Source organism: Pectobacterium sp. S5, from assembly GCF_051707265.1.
Taxonomy (GTDB): Bacteria; Pseudomonadota; Gammaproteobacteria; order Enterobacterales; family Enterobacteriaceae; genus Pectobacterium; species Pectobacterium polare.
Map to the genome: position 1 here is coordinate 1,117,597 of NZ_JAULSZ010000001.1, position 16,063 is coordinate 1,133,659.

The window sequence follows — 16,063 nt, forward strand, 5'->3', positions numbered from 1 at the left end:
CGGTTAAACAGGGCGGATACTTTCTTCGTCCAGTTCCGCATCAAAGAAACGCCGCAGCGTTTGAATCGTTGTATCGGCCAGAATTGACTGACGCGCCTGCGCCAGTTTCTCTTCATAGATAGCCTGACGCCACTCCAGCGGAGTTCGTACCGCTGGGTTGTCGTCTTCAGTAATCAGTAATTCTACAGGATGCCCGTAGTGAGCCGTCAATGCATCCACCAGCGTCTTTTGCGCCGCAGGCGAATTCAGGTGCCGCTGGGATGAACGCAGATGCAGATGGATCTTACCTGCTTCTTCGCTCTCTTTAAACGCATTGAGTGCCAGCTGTTGTACCAGCTTTGGCAACGTCAGGCGATGGATTTCCGCCGCCCATGCATCCCGCTCCAGTGACTCTTCCGCTAGCCGTGCCGCCAGTTCAGGCGTTTTTTCGTGCTCTAATGCTGAACGCAACGCTTTTGGCGTCGCGACATCGACCTTCTCTTCTTCGACTTTATTCTGCGCCCGCCAGCGATAGGCTTCCGGCTTTTTGGGTTCGGAGGAAGAGGTTTTCGCGTTTTGCCGTTGAATGCTGCGCTCAGTCACCGAAGCCAATCGCTCCAGCGCTGAGGTTGCCGGCCGCGTGTTGTCAGACGCTGCCGGATCAGCCTTTTTTGGTGGCGTACTCCCCTGTTTTCGCAGGAGCTGGCTGCGAGCCTGTAATAGCTGAGACGTTGCATCAGGCAGCTCGCTCTCACCATATTGATCCGCAGCACCCGTTAAAGCAGGCATTTCCCCTAACGGCGGCGCATACGCAGAGGCATCCATCGGCGGTTCGGAAGAGTAAGATGGTGGCTGCACGTCTTCATGAGATTCACTGCTTTGCGGCATTGGCGCACGAACCGTCGCCGGTGTCGTGGCAACAGGCTGCTGTGCAGGAGTCTGGAGAGAAGGCTGAATAATAGAAGGCGCACGCGCAGCTTGAACAGGCGCGGCGTTTACGGGCGCCACAGGTTCGGCAATAATCTGGCTGGGGTGAAACGCCAATGCTCTCAGTAGCGTCATTTCAACGCCCATGCGGCGATCGGGCGCAAAAGGCAGTTCTTTACGGCCAATGAGCATCGTCTGGTAGTAAAGCTGCACGTCCGCCGGCGGCAGCGCGCGCGCTAACTCGCGCATACGGGCTTCAACCGCGGCGTAATCATCACCCAGCGCAGCAGGCAGCAGTTGAACCATCGCAATACGATGCAACAGCGTCTGAGTTTCTACCAACAGCGATTCCCAGTCCACACCTCGTGCCGCGACCTGGTCTAATAGCGACATGACCTGTGCCCCATCGCCTTTCGCCAGCGCTTCAATAAGTGCTAGCGGTTGCTCATCGTCCAGCGTGCCCAGCATGTGGCTGACGGAATCCGTCGTCACCTGCCCTTGCCCCATAGCAATAGCCTGATCGGTCAGACTCAGCGCATCACGCAAGCTCCCATCAGCAGCACGAGCCAGAAGCTGTAGCGCACGCGGCTCACTGACGAGATTTTCAGCCTGTAATACCTGTTCCAGATGCGCACGAATCTGTTCAACATCCAGCGCTTTGAGGTGAAATTGCAGGCAGCGCGACAGAATGGTCACGGGCAGTTTTTGCGGATCGGTGGTCGCCAGCAGGAATTTCACGTGCGGAGGCGGTTCTTCCAACGTTTTCAGCAGCGCATTAAAGCTGTGGCGCGATAGCATGTGCACTTCGTCGATCAAGTACACCTTGAATCGCCCACGAGCGGGGGCGTACTGCACATTATCCAGCAGATCGCGCGTGTCTTCGACTTTAGTGCGAGACGCGGCATCGATTTCGATCAAATCGACAAAACGACCCTGTTCGATTTCGCGGCAGTTATCACACTGACCACAAGGCGTTGCCGTCACGCCCTGTTCGCAATTCAGCCCTTTTGCCAGCAAACGGGCAATCGACGTTTTCCCGACACCGCGGGTGCCAGAAAACAAATACGCGTGATGAATTCTGCCTAGGGAAAGGCCGTTAGCCAACGCGGTCAGGACATGCTCCTGACCGACAACATGGGTAAAGGTTTGGGGACGCCACTTACGGGCAAGAACCTGATAGCTCATCAATACCGCAACAGTCGAGTTATTGAGGCGATCATGCTAACACAGCCACGCCGCTATCGGCGAGACTGTTATGATTAATGTCCGGGGAAGTCAACCAGGCTATAGCAGGTTACACCCATCTCGGTCAGGCGTTGCTCGCCACCCAGATCGAACAAATTGATGATAAAAGCGGCATCATTGACCGAACCACCCAGACGACGGATCAATTTCACCGTCGCTTCGAGCGTACCGCCAGTTGCCAGCAGATCGTCGATCACCAGCACATTATCGCCCGCGGAGATTGCATCTGCATGAATTTCCAGCGTATCTGAACCGTATTCCAGCTCATAGCTTTCACTGATAGTCGGACGTGGCAGCTTGCCAGGTTTACGCACGGGAACAAAACCCACACCCAGCGCCAACGCAACTGGGGCGCCAAACAGGAAACCACGCGCTTCCGTCCCGACAACTTTCGTCACACCGGTGTTACGGTAACGGTTTGCCAGCATCTCAATACTGGCCGCATAGGCCACAGGATCTTCCAGCAGGCTGGTGACATCACGGAACAGTATTCCCGGCTTAGGATAATCGGGGATGCTTTTGATACTGTTTTTAATTAATTCTGCCTGCTGCGCTGTTACGGTCGTCATAGTTGTGCCTGATAAAACGTTCTGAACATACCAATGCCGGTCGCCACAAGGCTTTCATCATCGCATGATGCGATGAATAGGCATTATGACAAAGAGGAAAAATGGCGACCCGTGCACGAAAACGGTCAAATCTAGTCAAAGTGACGGACAAATGCAACCACCCGCACTCTGGGTGTGTATTTTTTGTCTGTCCGTCACAGAGGCCACCGCTTACACTATCTTTTCGGATTCGCGCCCTGCGTTTGTTGTTCTGGATCAATCACGGGTAAACGAAGCATGAAGGTCAGCAAAATAGCCAAAATGACCAACAGCAAAATCCTGACCCAAACGAGCTTAACCAGCCAGAGCGAAAGCGCGAACGTTAACAGAATCATGGTGACAGCCTTCCATTTTGCACCCGGCGGCAACGCCCGATGTTGCTGCCAATGGCGCAAATAGCTGCCAAACCAAGAACGGTACAGTAACCAGTCATGGAAACGCGGGGACGAGCGGGCAAAACACCAGGCGGCCAGTAGCAAGAAAGGCGTTGTCGGTAATAAAGGTAACACGACGCCCAAGGTTGCCAGCACAACGGAAACCCACCCCAATATCATCAGCAACACGCGATACATATTCACCTTTATGCTTTATTCACTACAACTATGTGTTGTCTACTCAATATGCGTTGTCTACGACAATGTCTATCACACTTTATCACCACCTTGCCCGATGAATTAGTTAAGATATCCTCATACAGTGTATTAAGGCGACGTAGACTCACAGTGTCGACCTACCAAGCACCGATTCGCTGAATCATCAGCCTTACCGTAAGGGAAAAAAGTGAACACGCATCGATTGCTGCAGGCGCTTGAACAACAAATTAACACGCTGGCGAAAGAGCTTGAACCGCTGGCGGATAAAGCCGTGCCGCAATCGCGCTTTGATCGTCAGCTTTTTAGCAGCTACGGTACCCGGCTACGTGACTATCGCGCCGAAGTTGAACAAAACCTGCACGCAATAAAGCAGTTAGTCGCAGAGCAGCGCACCGATCGCGTGGCGTTTCTGGCAGAAAAATTGGTCAGCCAGATAGCCGCATTGCAGCGCGAGCTAGCGACGCAGTCATTACGCAGACAGGAGCAAAATGCAGCCCCACAGCAGGAAGATGTGTATCACAAGCTGGCGGAGCATCAGGATTATGAACGTCGTTTGCTTTCCATGATTCAGGATAGAGAAAGCTTGCTCACCACGCAGACACTCTTCAGCGAGCAACAGCGATTACAAAAAGAGCTGGCTGCGCTGGAAGGAAGGCTGTCACGCTGCCGCCAGGCGCTATCGAGACTGGAGCGTCAGATAGAACGCCGAGAACAAGGACTATAGCGCGGCGGCTTCGCCGAGAAAAAAGAGGAACCGCTTCATGTCACTTGAAAACGCCCCACCCGACGTCAAGCTGGCGGTCGATTTGATTATGCTGCTGGAAGAAAACCAGATCGAACCGCGTATCGCGCTGGCCGCATTGGAAATTGTGCGCACCGATTTTGAAAAGAAGCTATCACAAGAAGAAAGCGACGCTAAATCCTCTGCCTAAAGCAAAAATAACTCAGCACGTAAAGGTAACGGGTGTTAGCGCCGTCGATCAATCGCTTACTCGGCGGGTTTACGGAGCGCCGGGCTAAAATGCAACATATCGATAAAGGCATCTACCAGCGATGGGGCTTCCTGATCGAGATCGAAACTTTCCGGCAGAAATAGCCAGTTCTCCATCACGCCAGAAAAATAGGCACGCAGCGCAATCGCCGCACGACGAGGATGAATATCTGTTGGCAACATTCCCAGACGGATGCACTCAATCAGATTATCTTCAATATCGACATAACAGGAGAGGTAAAGCTCTTTGCGCGCATTGTACGATTGCAACATTTCACCGACAAACTCACATTTGTGAAAAGCGATCTCCATAATAGATCGCCAATGCGTATCATTAACGGTTAAACGCAGCATATAAATCAATAATTCACGCATCACGCGGAGTGGATTATCAGGAAATTTTGTCTGATACTCTATTTCAAACTCACTGATCTTTGACTCTGCTAACGCCCAGATCTCATCAAAGATTTCGGCTTTGTTCTTAAAATGCCAATAAATAGCACCGCGGGTCACACCAGCAGCAGTCGCAATGTCAGACAATGAAGTCGCAGACACACCATGCTCAGAGAATACTCTTAACGCAGTATCCAGTATCTGTTGCCGGGTTTCCTGAGCCTGTTTTTTGGTTTTTCGTGCCATGATAATTTGGTTTTTCGTGCCATATCGCTGTATTTGAAGGAAAGTGAGATTTACATACATTCAAGTATGTATGTAACATAGCACGAACATAAGACTATAGCAGCAATGGGTTTTTGAGCTTGTGATCCATTGGTCAATTTCAAATCGGACACTTGAGGTTTATCTATGAACAAAAACAGAGGGCTAACGCCTCTGGCGGCAGTTCTGATGCTTTCCGGCGGCTTAATGCTCGCAGGATGTGATAGCGGCAATAATCAACAAGGCGGCGCACAGCAGCAGATGCCTGAAGTGGGTATTGTTACGTTGAAAACGGAAGCACTGAATGTCATGACCGAACTGCCGGGCCGTACAAGTGCTTACCGCATTGCTGAGGTTCGCCCACAGGTTGGCGGGATTATCCTCAAACGCAACTTCGTTGAAGGATCTGACGTCAAAGCTGGTGCATCGCTGTATCAGATCGATCCTGCGACATATCAGGCAAGCTACAACAGCGCCAAAGGTTCACTCGCTCAGGCTCAGGCTCAGGCAGAAATTGCCCGCTTGACCGTTAATCGCTATAAGCCGCTGCTGGGCACCAACTACGTCAGCAAGCAGGATTACGATCAGGCCGTCGCTACATCCCGTCAGGCTGATGCTGCGGTTCAGGCTGCCAAAGCGGCAGTGGACACCGCACAAATCAATCTGGCTTACACCAAAGTCAATTCGCCAATCGAAGGCCGTGTAGGTAAATCTACGGTAACGGAAGGCGCATTGGTGGCAACAGGACAGGCAACGGCATTAACAACCGTGCAGCAACTTGATCCGATCTATGTTGACGTCACGCAGTCCAGCAACGATTTCCTGCAACTGAAGAAAGAGCTGGAAAACGGCACGCTGAAACAAAGTGAAGGCAAAGCCAATGTCCGCCTGCTTTTGGAAAACGGTACTGAATATACTGAGGCAGGTACATTAGAATTCTCTGATGTCACGGTAGACGAAACCACTGGTTCCATCACACTGCGCGCTATTTTCCCGAACCCACAGCACAATCTCCTTCCCGGAATGTTTGTACGCGCTCGCCTCGATTCCGGCGTGAACCCAACAGCCTTGTTAGTTCCTCAGCAAGGTGTTACCCGCGATCCACGTGGTCAGGCCACGGCGATGGTGGTTGGGGAAGGCGATAAAGTAGAACCCCGCACGCTTAAAACGAGTAAGGCAGTTGGTGACAAATGGTTAGTTACCGAAGGCTTGAAAGCGGGCGATCGCGTTATCGTCACTGGTCTGCAAAAAATCAGACCCGGTGCGCAGGTGAAAACTAAAGAAGTCGCTTCAGAAAATCAGCAGACGCCGCAAGCGTCAGCAGAACCCGCGAAGTCTTAAGACGTTCTAACAGGAGCCGGTATAATTCATGGCTAAGTTTTTTATAGATCGACCCATTTTTGCATGGGTGCTCGCCATCATGGTGATGCTGACGGGGTTGCTGGCAATTGTTAAATTACCTATTGCCCAGTATCCAACGATCGCACCACCTGCGATTGAAGTAACAGCAAATTATCCAGGGGCCGATGCATCAACGCTGCAAGATTCCGTGACGCAGGTTATCGAACAGAATATGAACGGTATCGATAACCTGATGTACATGTCATCAAGCAGTGACTCTTCAGGTACAGTGCAGATTACGCTGACCTTTGACGCAGGTACGGACGCGGACATCGCGCAGGTTCAGGTGCAGAACAAACTGCAACTGGCCATGCCGCTGCTGCCGCAGGAAGTACAGCAGCAAGGGGTTAACGTTCAGAAATCAAGTAGCAGCTTCCTCATGGTTGCCGCCTTCATTAGTGAAGACGGTAAAATGTCGCAGGAAGATATCGCTGACTACGTGGCTGCTAACGTTAAAGATCCTATCAGCCGTACATCCGGCGTAGGTGACGCACAGCTGTTTGGTGCTCAGTACGCGATGCGTATCTGGCTGGATCCAAACAAACTGAACAACTATCAGTTAACTTCAGGTGATGTCACCGCAGCAATCAGAGTCCAAAACAACCAGATCGCAGCAGGACAACTGGGGGGAGCACCACCTGTTCCCGGCCAACAGTTGAACGCCTCGATCATTGCTCAAACCCGCCTGAACTCAGCAGAAGAGTTTTCTAAAATCCTGCTGAAGGTTAACGCTGACGGCTCTCAAGTTCGTCTTAAAGACGTTGCCCGCGTTGAATTGGGCGCAGAAAGCTATGACACAATTGCACGTTACAATGGTCAGCCCGCTGCTGGTATAGGTATCAAACTGGCAACCGGTGCGAACGCACTGGATACCGCGACTGCCGTAAAAAACTCACTAACAAAACTGGAAGAGTTCTTCCCTTCTGGCATGAAAGTGGTTTACCCGTATGATACAACGCCCTTCGTTAAGATTTCGATCAACGAAGTAGTGAAAACACTGGTAGAAGCCGTCGTACTGGTATTCCTGGTTATGTATCTGTTCTTGCAGAACTTCCGTGCCACGCTGATCCCAACCATCGCGGTACCGGTCGTCTTGCTGGGGACGTTTGCTATCCTCTCCGCGTTTGGTTATTCCATTAACACCTTGACGATGTTCGCGATGGTTCTCGCCATCGGGCTTCTGGTGGATGACGCCATCGTCGTCGTGGAAAACGTGGAACGTGTCATGGCGGAAGAAGGTCTGCCGCCTAAAGAAGCGACAAAACGCTCCATGGAGCAGATCCAAGGTGCGTTGGTCGGTATTGCGCTGGTCCTGTCCGCGGTATTCGTCCCGATGGCGTTTACCGGTGGTTCCACAGGGGCAATCTACCGCCAGTTCTCCATCACTATCGTTTCTGCAATGGTGCTGTCGGTTCTGGTCGCATTGATTTTGACACCTGCTCTTTGTGCAACGCTGTTAAAACCGATTGCCAAAGGCGATCACGGTGAGAAGAAAGGCTTCTTCGGCTGGTTCAACAGACTGTTCGAGAAAAGTACCCATCACTACACCGATAGCGTGGCAAATATCCTGCGCAGCACGGGCCGTTATCTGGTCATCTATCTGCTGATTGTTGTGGGTCTGGCAGTGTTGTTCTTACGTTTGCCGGCATCCTTCCTGCCAGACGAAGACCAAGGGGTTCTCCTGAACATTGTTCAGTTGCCTTCCGGTGCGACGCAGGAAAATACGCAGAAAATCATGGACAGAATGACGCAATACTATCTCGACAATGAGAAAGGTAACGTCAAGTCTGTGTTTACCGTGACGGGCTTCGGGTTCTCTGGTCGTGGGCAGAATGCCGGTCTGGCTTTCGCCAGCCTGAGTGACTGGAGTGAACGAAGCGGCAAAGAAAATAAAGTTCTGGCGATTGCAGGCCGAGCAAACGCAGCCTTTAGCCAGTATAAAGAAGCGATGGTTTTCGCAGTCAACCTTCCTGCGATTATCGAACTGGGTACCGCAACAGGTTTCGACTTCCAGTTGATTGACCAGGCTAACCTTGGGCACGCAAAACTGACGGAAGCACGTAACCAACTGCTGGGCATGGCGGCACAACGTCCTGATACGCTGGTGCAAGTTCGTCCTAACGGGATGGAGGATACACCGCAGTTCCGTCTCGATATCGATCAGGAAAAAGCACAGGCGCTTGGTGTGTCACTGTCGGATATCAGTTCAACATTGGCAACCACGCTGGGTGGTTCTTATGTAAATGACTTTATCGATCGCGGTCGCGTGAAGAAAGTTTACGTTCAGGCCGATGCGCCTTTCCGTATGTTGCCGGATGACATCAAAAACTGGTACATCCGCGGTAGCAACGGACAAATGGTGCCATTCTCTGCATTCACGCAGAGCCACTGGGAATATGGTTCACCGCGTCTGGAACGTTATAACGGCCAACCATCCATGCAGATCCAAGGTGAAGCCGCGCCAGGTAAGAGTACCGGTGAAGCCATGGCACTAATGGAAGAGTTCGTCACCCAATTGCCGCAGGGTATTGGCTACGAATGGACGGGTATGTCCTATCAAGAGCGGTTATCAGGCAACCAGGCACCGGCAATCTATGCCATTTCACTGATTGTCGTGTTCCTGTGTCTGGCAGCGCTTTATGAGAGCTGGTCAATCCCGTTCTCCGTCATGCTGGTGGTTCCATTGGGGATTATCGGTGCGTTGATTGCGGCGAATATGACAGGTCTTGAAAACGACGTTTACTTTAAGGTGGGCCTGCTGACAACCATTGGGCTATCGGCGAAGAACGCCATATTGATTGTCGAATTTGCTAAAGATCTGATGGAGAAAGAAGGGAAAGGACTGATTGAAGCAACGCTTGATGCCGTTCGTATGCGTTTGCGTCCAATCCTGATGACATCACTTGCCTTTATCCTCGGTGTTATGCCGTTGGTTATCAGTAGTGGTGCCGGTTCCGGTGCACAGAACGCCGTTGGTACTGGCGTAATGGGCGGGATGATTACCGCAACCGTGCTGGCTATCTTCTTCGTTCCTGTGTTCTTTGTTGTTGTCCGCCGTCGCTTCGGCAAGAAAGTAGACGACACAACAGCGCACTAAGACCGAATCCCTCCGATATACTCTAAAAGGCCGCCTAGCGGCCTTTTTTACGCCCCTGCCCCGACCCAATGACGAAGCTGAGCCAAGCAGCACTATGCGCTGTTTGGCTCAGCTTCGTTATCTCTAGAGTGGCTTAGAGAATGCTGACGTCTACCGAAACATAATAGTTGATCCTGATGCTAAAAAAGCGCAACATAATGGATATGTTATAACATAACAATCAGAGGCAACTATGAAAGCGGGTATTCATCCTGACTATCGTACAGTGGTATTTCATGATACCAGCGCGGATGTCTATTACAGGACTGGGTCAACCATTAAAACCGATCGAACCATTGAGCTTGAGGGTACCAGTTACCCTTACGTCACCATTGACGTTTCTTCGGCATCGCATCCCTATTACACCGGGAAGCAAAAAGAATATTCCAAAGAAGGCAGCACAGCGCGCTTCCAGCAGCGTTTTGGGAACTTCTTCAAGTAATCAGAGAGGGCTATTAAATGCAGGTGCTTAGTTCGCTACGTTCAGCAAAGAATCGTCATAAAGATTGTATTGTGGTCCGCCGTCGCGGGCGCGTTTACGTTATATGCAAATCCAACCCGCGCTTTAAGGCTGTGCAAGGCGGGAAAAAGAAAAAAGGTTAATCTTTCTCGCATCCATCCCGATACAGTCAGTGTTATGACGCTAACAAGGCTGTACGGGATGATTCGCATGAAAAAACTGCTGAAACAATAAGATAACGCATACCAACACCCCTTATCCGTTGAGTAATCTCTTCGCATTCCTTCTGCCATTTCTCATATTTTCAGATAGAAATAATTAAATAATCAGCAGCCGAGTTTATTCTATGCTCATTGTTACAACAAAAATTCTGAGAATTAATCAAAATAAATAGCAGTGAAAACCTTACCTATTATCCGCGAACTTTACGAACACTTTTGCTATAGTCATATATAGAATGACGTAACCGTAACCAGCATGGTATAGCTATACTTAAGGTTAAGTCATGAGATGTTGGTATTTACGCCAACGCTATTTCGCGACATAGTAGATACTGGGAGGGACGATAATCACGGTTTTCTCATTCATTACAGAACAAATCACAATGGTTCAACGCCCTGTCTGTAACAACATGAATACGAAACAACGTTAACGTTTTATCTTGTAAGCTTCATCAGTCTACCTGTTTACCAGGTGTTAACCGCAGTAACACTGAATAACGGCTTAACGGAGGGATTGATATGGATGAGTACACACCAAAACATTATGATATTGCCCAACTCAGATTCTTATGTGAGAATCTGTGTGACGAAAGCATAGCAACGTTAGGTGATAGCAGTCACGGCTGGGTCAATGATCCAACATCTGCGATCAATCTCCAATTAAATGAACTTATTGAGCATATCGCTACGTTTATTCTCACATTTAAAATAAAATACCCTAACGAAAGTGAGCTTTCAGAGCAGGTTGAAAAGTATTTGGATGATACTTACGTCTTGTTTAGCAACTATGGAATTAATGATGCTGAACTGCGGCGTTGGCAGAAGTCCAAAGCAAAATTATTCGGAATGTTCTCAGGGGAGAACGTCTGTACGCCTGCTAAAACTTAAGCAATAATTTATTTATATTTTTTAACCACCAGGTACTGCTTGCATAGGCCATTATGAAAAAAATCGACTATTTGATGCGTTTGCGTAAATGCACAACCATTGACACTCTCGAACGCGTTATTGAAAAAAACAAGTATGAACTCTCCAATGATGAACTGGAGATGTTCTTTTCCGCAGCGGATCATCGTCTGGCAGAACTGACGATGAACAAACTCTACGACAAAGTCCCTACTGCAGTATGGCGATACGTTCGTTAATTCCTAACGAAACGCATACAAAAACTGACATTAAATACACTGTGCCGATAATATTATCGGCCTTTGTTTTTATTATCTTTTTAACGTATTAATTGCGTAATACTTGTAACAAATTGTATTTTTTATATTAAGTAAAAATGAATTATTCCTCACCTTCTACACTTATTTCTCCGGCACTCATCGTTTATAACAATCGCATCGATAGCATCCACGAATGGTATATCCCATGATGAAAATAGAGGATGTAATAATTACCGCAATTATTACTCGCTAAGTAAAGATGCACAGTAATCCTCTCGAAGAAACAGCGATCGAAAAATGACACCTATCGAGCAAAAAATGGCGGCTCAGCGTTTACGTCTGTCAGAAAATGGGTTTATGGCAGAGAATTTAATTTACGTGCAGAAGATGAAGACCAGTCTGGTGATGAAGCGATTACCGAGGGCACAAATTGGTGGAGGCCCTGCCAGCTACATCCCGGCACACACGTCTCCTGCTGCGGCTGCTTCCTTCCGGACCTGACCGAATCCACAGGTTAGTGTTGCGGGAGAACCGACAGGGCCTCCATTGACGACTTCATAACAGCTTGCACATGATAACCGCAACGCGTCACAAAGCGGTGGGCATTATCGGCGATGGGATAGGCAATTGCAAGCTAACACAGACTAACCGTTGTTTTCTTACCCACCCCACTGTGCCACTATGAGGCTCAATCGGTTTAGGAACAGCAGGAACATCCGCTGATGTCAGAAGAAAACGATAATTTCCGCCAGCGCGTTTTTCAAATCATCGCGGCAATCCCTTACGGAAGAATAGCGACCTATGGCGACATCGCACAGCTTGCCGATTCACCCAGAGCATCCCGACAAGTCGGCGGAGTATTAAAACGTCTGCCGAAAGACAGCAAACTTCCCTGGCATCGGGTAATCAATCGTAAAGGCGAAATATCGCTGGTTGGTGGAGACTATGTGCGTCAAAAGTCAGCGCTACAAGCGGAGGGCATTATTTTCAATCGTCAGGGAAAAGTTGATCTTGCGAAATACCGCTGGCAATACGCGCCATAAAGGCGCGTATTCAGATGAATTACCAGATGGTCTGTGGTGCCGTAGATGACGAGCCAGGCTGCCCCTGAAGCATATGAGGGGTCTGGTTCGTCGGGTTAGACATCATTGATTCCTGATTTTTCGCCGGTAAGGGAACAGAAGCGACAGGTACCAGCACCAAATCGGCGTTATTTACCCCGTTGCTAATAACCGGCAATACGTTCTCCGTCAGCATGACGATACGATTATCGATTGCAATCGCAGCGCTGAGTAAGATACGCGCATTGGGCTGGATATCTGCCGGGTTATACGGTAGCTCGAATTGGAAAGGTGCTTGCTTTCCTTCTGTACGCGTCACACGCTGGGTAATCACTTTTGAAGGCGCATCCGCCAGCGATGCATCAGACACCGTAACGGTCAAAACGGCGTTGTGAGGTAGCGCAATGCGCTGACGAATATTCACCGTACCCGTTACCGCAGGCATCGCGACAGCTGGGCGCTGTGAAGAAACACTGGTGACAGGTGCGCCAGTTTGAGGAGAAACGCCATAATCATTCCTCTGTGCGCATGCAACCAGAGTCATCGATAACGTGATACCGCCTAAGATATGCCATAATTTCATTCGGTCAGTCTCCTTTATTATTGTCAGACTACCAGTATCGAAAACTGGCACTCATAAATAGTATGATTCAACCAACACAATAATGATGGTGCAAAATTCTGATATTTTCCTGAAAACCACACACTTATTGCAGTAAAAATCTATAAGCAGATATTTTACACATTAAAAAACAAATAGATAACTAGCCATTCGCATCCATTGGGGCCGATACCATGAGTCAATCACTACAACACCTTCTCGACCTCCTGCATTTAGAAAAGCTCGAAGAAGGGCTATTTCGCGGACAAAGCGATGATTTGGGGCTGCGTCAGGTCTTTGGTGGGCAAGTCGTCGGCCAGGCCATGTCAGCCGCCAAACAGACCGTCCCTGTCGAGCGCAACATTCATTCATTCCACAGCTACTTTTTGTTACCCGGTGACAGTCAGAAACCGATTATTTATGACGTTGAAAACCTGCGCGATGGCAACAGTTTCAGCGCCAGACGCGTTAGAGCTATCCAGAATGGTCGCCCCATTTTTTATATGACCGCCTCATTCCAAAGTCATGAAGAAGGGTTTGAGCACCAGAATGTGATGCCAGACGTCACACCGCCAGAAGATCTGAAATCTGAGCAGGAAATCGCACAAGACATGCAGCACCTTCTGCCGCCCCGCTTTCACGATAAATTTATTCAGGCCAGCCCGATTGAGATACGCCCGGTTAAATTCCATAACCCACTAAAAGGCGAAGTAGACGAGCCAGTGCGACATGTCTGGTGCCGTGCCAGCAGCCCACTACCGGACGATAAGCGTATTCACCAATATCTGCTCGGCTATACGTCTGACTGCAATTTCCTACTCACGGCCTTGCAGCCTCACGGCGTTGGCTTTTTGGAACCGGGTATGCAGGTCGCCACCATCGATCACTCGATGTGGTTCCATCGTGATTTCCGGCTGGATGACTGGCTGTTATATACCGTGGAAAGCACGTCTGCATCCGGTGCTCGTGGTTTCGTTCGTGGGCAATTCTATACACGGGAAGGCGTGCTGGTTGCATCCAGCGTGCAGGAAGGCGTCATACGTCGCCGCCAGCCGTAGCAGCCTCGTCATGTAAAAAACCACCTCATCAGAAGGTGGTTTAACACTGATAATAAAACAGGCGTGGAGTTTCCCCCACGCCTGTTTATTTGTACTCAAACGATCTCACTGATTAATTTACGCGATCTTATTGGTTGTAAGCACTCTCGCCATGGCTGTTGACGTCCAGACCTTCGCGCTCTTGATCTTCAGGTACACGCAGGCCGACAACCATATCCGCGATCTTGAAGGCGACAAATGCCACCACACCAGACCACACCAGACAAACAATCACGCTGAACAACTGCACCCAAACTTGGTGTGCCATCGTCACGCCTTCCGCATAGCCAGTACCGCCCAGTGATGCAGAGGTGAATACGCCAGTCAGGATACAGCCAACGATACCGCACACGCCGTGAACACCGAACACATCACACGGGTCATCCACACGCAGCCATCTTTTCAGTACCGTTACGCCCCACAGGCCTGCAACGCCACCAGCCAGACCGATGATCAGTGCACCGCCGACGCCAACCGTACCCGCTGCAGGCGTGATTGCCACCAGACCAGCGATACAGCCAGAACATGCGCCCAGCAGAGAAGGTTTACCACGTACCATCCACTCACCGCCAACCCATGCCAGAATTGCAGCAGCAGTTGCGACAACGGTGTTCAGGAAAGCCAGAGCGGCGATACCGTTCGCAGCACCTGCAGAACCCGCATTGAAACCAAACCAGCCGATGTACAGAATCGCCGTACCGATAAACACCATCGGCAGGTTATGCGGTTTGAAGGCTTCTTTGCCAAAACCAGCACGTTTGCCCAGCAGGTAAGCACCAACCAACCCAGCAACTGCGGCGTTGATGTGAACCACCGTACCGCCAGCGAAGTCCAGCGCGCCATCCGCAGCCAGATAGCCACCGCCCCATACCATGTGCGTCATCGGCAGGTAGGAGAACGTCAGCCACAGCGCAACGAAGATCAGTACAGCAGAGAAACGGATACGCTCAGCAATCGCCCCGACAATCAGCGCAACCGTGATACAAGCAAAGGAAGCCTGATAAGCCACGTGCACGAACTGATAGAAGGTGCCACTGATGGATTCAATCCCGATGCCTTTCAGCATAAAGGTGCTGAAACCACCGAAGAAGGCATTACCTTCGCTGAAGGCCAGGCTATATCCGTAAACCACCCACAGGATACAGACCATCGCGAACGTTACGCTCACCTGCGTCATCATGGACAGTACGTTCTTAGAACGAATCAGGCCGCCGTAAAACAGTGCAATGCCCGGTATAGTCATAAAGAGTACCAGTGCGGTACAAATCATAATAAAAGCGTTGTCCGCTTTATCAATAGTCGGTGTCGCAGCCATTGCCCAGGTCGGGAGTAATGCCGCCACACCGAAACCTAATGAAGAGAGTAGTTTTTTCATTTTCATCCATCCCTATTTACGTATCTACGCTAGGTGTTGTTAAAGTGCGGCTTCGTCAGTTTCACCCGTACGAATACGGATAACTCTTTGCAACTCGGCGACAAAAATTTTGCCATCACCAATTTTTCCGGTGTACGCGGATTTGCTGATGACGTCGATCACTTCATCCAGTTGGTCGTCTGCAATCGCGATATCAATTTTTACCTTAGGTAAAAAGTTAACGCTGTATTCCGCGCCGCGGTATAGCTCCGCGTGTCCTTTCTGACGACCAAACCCTTTCACCTCAGTGACGGTGAGTCCCTGGATGCCGACAGAAGATAACGCTTCACGTACATCTTCCAGCTTGAATGGTTTTATCACCACAGTAACCAGTTTCATTTATCTTCCCCCTAGCCATTATGTTCAGGCTTTCGCCCGTCACTTGTTCGATTACATGCTCTATGAAGTAGGTCTACGTCATGACTAAAGCAAAGGGTGTGCCATAAATGATTTATCTGGCACAAATCAGGAAAGAGAACGCAATTAACGATAAGAAAGGGCAAAAA

The 16,063-nt window shown here is 49.8% G+C and carries 17 protein-coding genes and 1 other RNA gene; 10 read left to right on the forward strand and 8 right to left on the reverse strand.

What is annotated here, in order from left to right; all coding sequences use genetic code 11:
• Window positions 1-3 precede the first annotated feature (3 nt).
• The 3 genes from dnaX to QWJ20_RS05060 all read right to left on the reverse strand — a co-directional run bounded on the left by dnaX (window position 4) and on the right by QWJ20_RS05060 (window position 3,331).
• On the reverse strand, window positions 4-2,091 hold the full coding sequence (dnaX, locus tag QWJ20_RS05050; protein ID WP_433992002.1) for a DNA polymerase III subunit gamma/tau: 2,088 nt from the start codon (window positions 2,089-2,091) through the stop codon (window positions 4-6).
• A gap of 74 nt (window positions 2,092-2,165) precedes the next feature.
• Window positions 2,166-2,720 (reverse strand): adenine phosphoribosyltransferase, encoded by a 555-nt coding sequence (gene apt / locus QWJ20_RS05055; RefSeq protein ID WP_095698780.1) that lies wholly within the window; start codon window positions 2,718-2,720, stop codon window positions 2,166-2,168.
• Between the two features lie 215 nt (window positions 2,721-2,935).
• Window positions 2,936-3,331 (reverse strand): DUF454 family protein, encoded by a 396-nt coding sequence (locus QWJ20_RS05060; RefSeq protein ID WP_039356217.1) that lies wholly within the window; start codon window positions 3,329-3,331, stop codon window positions 2,936-2,938.
• Between the two features lie 208 nt (window positions 3,332-3,539).
• Between QWJ20_RS05060 and priC the strand changes: the two genes are divergently transcribed.
• Both priC and rsmS read left to right on the forward strand, forming a co-directional pair.
• The gene (priC, locus tag QWJ20_RS05065; protein ID WP_433992003.1) at window positions 3,540-4,076 is read left to right on the forward strand and encodes a primosomal replication protein PriC; all 537 of its coding nucleotides are present in this window, start codon (window positions 3,540-3,542) and stop codon (window positions 4,074-4,076) included.
• A gap of 37 nt (window positions 4,077-4,113) precedes the next feature.
• Complete coding sequence (gene rsmS / locus QWJ20_RS05070; RefSeq protein WP_226307366.1) at window positions 4,114-4,284, forward strand: pleiotropic regulatory protein RsmS; 171 nt, start codon at window positions 4,114-4,116, stop codon at window positions 4,282-4,284.
• A 56-nt stretch (window positions 4,285-4,340) separates the two neighbouring features.
• Here rsmS and acrR read toward each other — a convergent pair whose 3' ends face one another.
• Window positions 4,341-4,982: a multidrug efflux transporter transcriptional repressor AcrR gene (gene acrR, locus QWJ20_RS05075; RefSeq protein ID WP_433992382.1), complete on the reverse strand. Its 642-nt coding sequence runs from the start codon at window positions 4,980-4,982 to the stop codon at window positions 4,341-4,343.
• 165 nt (window positions 4,983-5,147) lie between these two features.
• Here acrR and QWJ20_RS05080 point away from each other — a divergent pair, with 165 nt between their 5' ends.
• From QWJ20_RS05080 to QWJ20_RS05105, 6 genes are all read left to right on the forward strand, one after another.
• Window positions 5,148-6,341, forward strand: coding sequence for an efflux RND transporter periplasmic adaptor subunit (locus QWJ20_RS05080; protein ID WP_095698776.1), 1,194 nt, complete (start codon window positions 5,148-5,150; stop codon window positions 6,339-6,341).
• 28 nt (window positions 6,342-6,369) lie between these two features.
• Window positions 6,370-9,498, forward strand: a complete 3,129-nt coding sequence (locus tag QWJ20_RS05085; protein WP_095698775.1) for an efflux RND transporter permease subunit — start codon at window positions 6,370-6,372, stop codon at window positions 9,496-9,498.
• A gap of 232 nt (window positions 9,499-9,730) precedes the next feature.
• Window positions 9,731-9,979 carry a type B 50S ribosomal protein L31 gene (locus QWJ20_RS05090; RefSeq protein ID WP_015839361.1) on the forward strand — a complete coding sequence of 83 codons (249 nt, stop codon included), beginning with the start codon at window positions 9,731-9,733 and terminating at the stop codon, window positions 9,977-9,979.
• A 17-nt stretch (window positions 9,980-9,996) separates the two neighbouring features.
• Window positions 9,997-10,140: a type B 50S ribosomal protein L36 gene (ykgO, locus tag QWJ20_RS05095; RefSeq protein ID WP_005976091.1), complete on the forward strand. Its 144-nt coding sequence runs from the start codon at window positions 9,997-9,999 to the stop codon at window positions 10,138-10,140.
• Between the two features lie 597 nt (window positions 10,141-10,737).
• Window positions 10,738-11,106, forward strand: a complete 369-nt coding sequence (gene tomB / locus QWJ20_RS05100; RefSeq protein WP_005976089.1) for an Hha toxicity modulator TomB — start codon at window positions 10,738-10,740, stop codon at window positions 11,104-11,106.
• Window positions 11,107-11,159: 53 nt separating this feature from the next.
• The gene (locus tag QWJ20_RS05105) at window positions 11,160-11,363 is read left to right on the forward strand and encodes an HHA domain-containing protein (RefSeq protein ID WP_005976087.1); all 204 of its coding nucleotides are present in this window, start codon (window positions 11,160-11,162) and stop codon (window positions 11,361-11,363) included.
• A 461-nt stretch (window positions 11,364-11,824) separates the two neighbouring features.
• On the opposite strand, the gene ffs is transcribed toward QWJ20_RS05105, so the two are convergent.
• Window positions 11,825-11,921: signal recognition particle sRNA small type (gene ffs / locus QWJ20_RS05110), an RNA gene on the reverse strand.
• A gap of 185 nt (window positions 11,922-12,106) precedes the next feature.
• Between ffs and QWJ20_RS05115 the strand changes: the two genes are divergently transcribed.
• Window positions 12,107-12,427 (forward strand): MGMT family protein, encoded by a 321-nt coding sequence (locus QWJ20_RS05115; RefSeq protein ID WP_433992004.1) that lies wholly within the window; start codon window positions 12,107-12,109, stop codon window positions 12,425-12,427.
• Window positions 12,428-12,446: 19 nt separating this feature from the next.
• On the opposite strand, the gene QWJ20_RS05120 is transcribed toward QWJ20_RS05115, so the two are convergent.
• Complete coding sequence (locus QWJ20_RS05120; protein ID WP_433992005.1) at window positions 12,447-13,028, reverse strand: YbaY family lipoprotein; 582 nt, start codon at window positions 13,026-13,028, stop codon at window positions 12,447-12,449.
• A 212-nt stretch (window positions 13,029-13,240) separates the two neighbouring features.
• Here QWJ20_RS05120 and tesB point away from each other — a divergent pair, with 212 nt between their 5' ends.
• A complete protein-coding gene (gene tesB, locus QWJ20_RS05125; RefSeq protein WP_109411847.1) occupies window positions 13,241-14,104 on the forward strand; it encodes an acyl-CoA thioesterase II in 864 nt (287 codons plus the stop codon).
• Window positions 14,105-14,231: 127 nt separating this feature from the next.
• Here the strand turns inward: tesB and amtB are convergent, their stop codons facing one another.
• The gene (gene amtB / locus QWJ20_RS05130; RefSeq protein ID WP_433992006.1) at window positions 14,232-15,518 is read right to left on the reverse strand and encodes an ammonium transporter AmtB; all 1,287 of its coding nucleotides are present in this window, start codon (window positions 15,516-15,518) and stop codon (window positions 14,232-14,234) included.
• A 39-nt stretch (window positions 15,519-15,557) separates the two neighbouring features.
• Window positions 15,558-15,896 carry a P-II family nitrogen regulator gene (gene glnK, locus QWJ20_RS05135; protein WP_039485501.1) on the reverse strand — a complete coding sequence of 113 codons (339 nt, stop codon included), beginning with the start codon at window positions 15,894-15,896 and terminating at the stop codon, window positions 15,558-15,560.
• Between the last annotated feature and the right edge of the window lie 167 nt (window positions 15,897-16,063).

Coding starts and splice junctions, on each gene's coding strand:
- QWJ20_RS05085 (WP_095698775.1), top strand. CDS start 6,370: ATGGCTAAGTTTTTTATAGATCGACCCATTTTTGCATGGGTGCTCGCC.
- glnK (WP_039485501.1), bottom strand. CDS start 15,896: ATGAAACTGGTTACTGTGGTGATAAAACCATTCAAGCTGGAAGATGTA.
- tomB (WP_005976089.1), top strand. CDS start 10,738: ATGGATGAGTACACACCAAAACATTATGATATTGCCCAACTCAGATTC.
- QWJ20_RS05090 (WP_015839361.1), top strand. CDS start 9,731: ATGAAAGCGGGTATTCATCCTGACTATCGTACAGTGGTATTTCATGAT.
- QWJ20_RS05120 (WP_433992005.1), bottom strand. CDS start 13,028: ATGAAATTATGGCATATCTTAGGCGGTATCACGTTATCGATGACTCTG.
- apt (WP_095698780.1), bottom strand. CDS start 2,720: ATGACGACCGTAACAGCGCAGCAGGCAGAATTAATTAAAAACAGTATC.
- QWJ20_RS05080 (WP_095698776.1), top strand. CDS start 5,148: ATGAACAAAAACAGAGGGCTAACGCCTCTGGCGGCAGTTCTGATGCTT.
- rsmS (WP_226307366.1), top strand. CDS start 4,114: ATGTCACTTGAAAACGCCCCACCCGACGTCAAGCTGGCGGTCGATTTG.
- QWJ20_RS05060 (WP_039356217.1), bottom strand. CDS start 3,331: ATGTATCGCGTGTTGCTGATGATATTGGGGTGGGTTTCCGTTGTGCTG.
- QWJ20_RS05115 (WP_433992004.1), top strand. CDS start 12,107: ATGTCAGAAGAAAACGATAATTTCCGCCAGCGCGTTTTTCAAATCATC.
- dnaX (WP_433992002.1), bottom strand. CDS start 2,091: ATGAGCTATCAGGTTCTTGCCCGTAAGTGGCGTCCCCAAACCTTTACC.
- ykgO (WP_005976091.1), top strand. CDS start 9,997: ATGCAGGTGCTTAGTTCGCTACGTTCAGCAAAGAATCGTCATAAAGAT.
- acrR (WP_433992382.1), bottom strand. CDS start 4,982: ATGGCACGAAAAACCAAAAAACAGGCTCAGGAAACCCGGCAACAGATA.
- tesB (WP_109411847.1), top strand. CDS start 13,241: ATGAGTCAATCACTACAACACCTTCTCGACCTCCTGCATTTAGAAAAG.
- QWJ20_RS05105 (WP_005976087.1), top strand. CDS start 11,160: ATGAAAAAAATCGACTATTTGATGCGTTTGCGTAAATGCACAACCATT.
- amtB (WP_433992006.1), bottom strand. CDS start 15,518: ATGAAAAAACTACTCTCTTCATTAGGTTTCGGTGTGGCGGCATTACTC.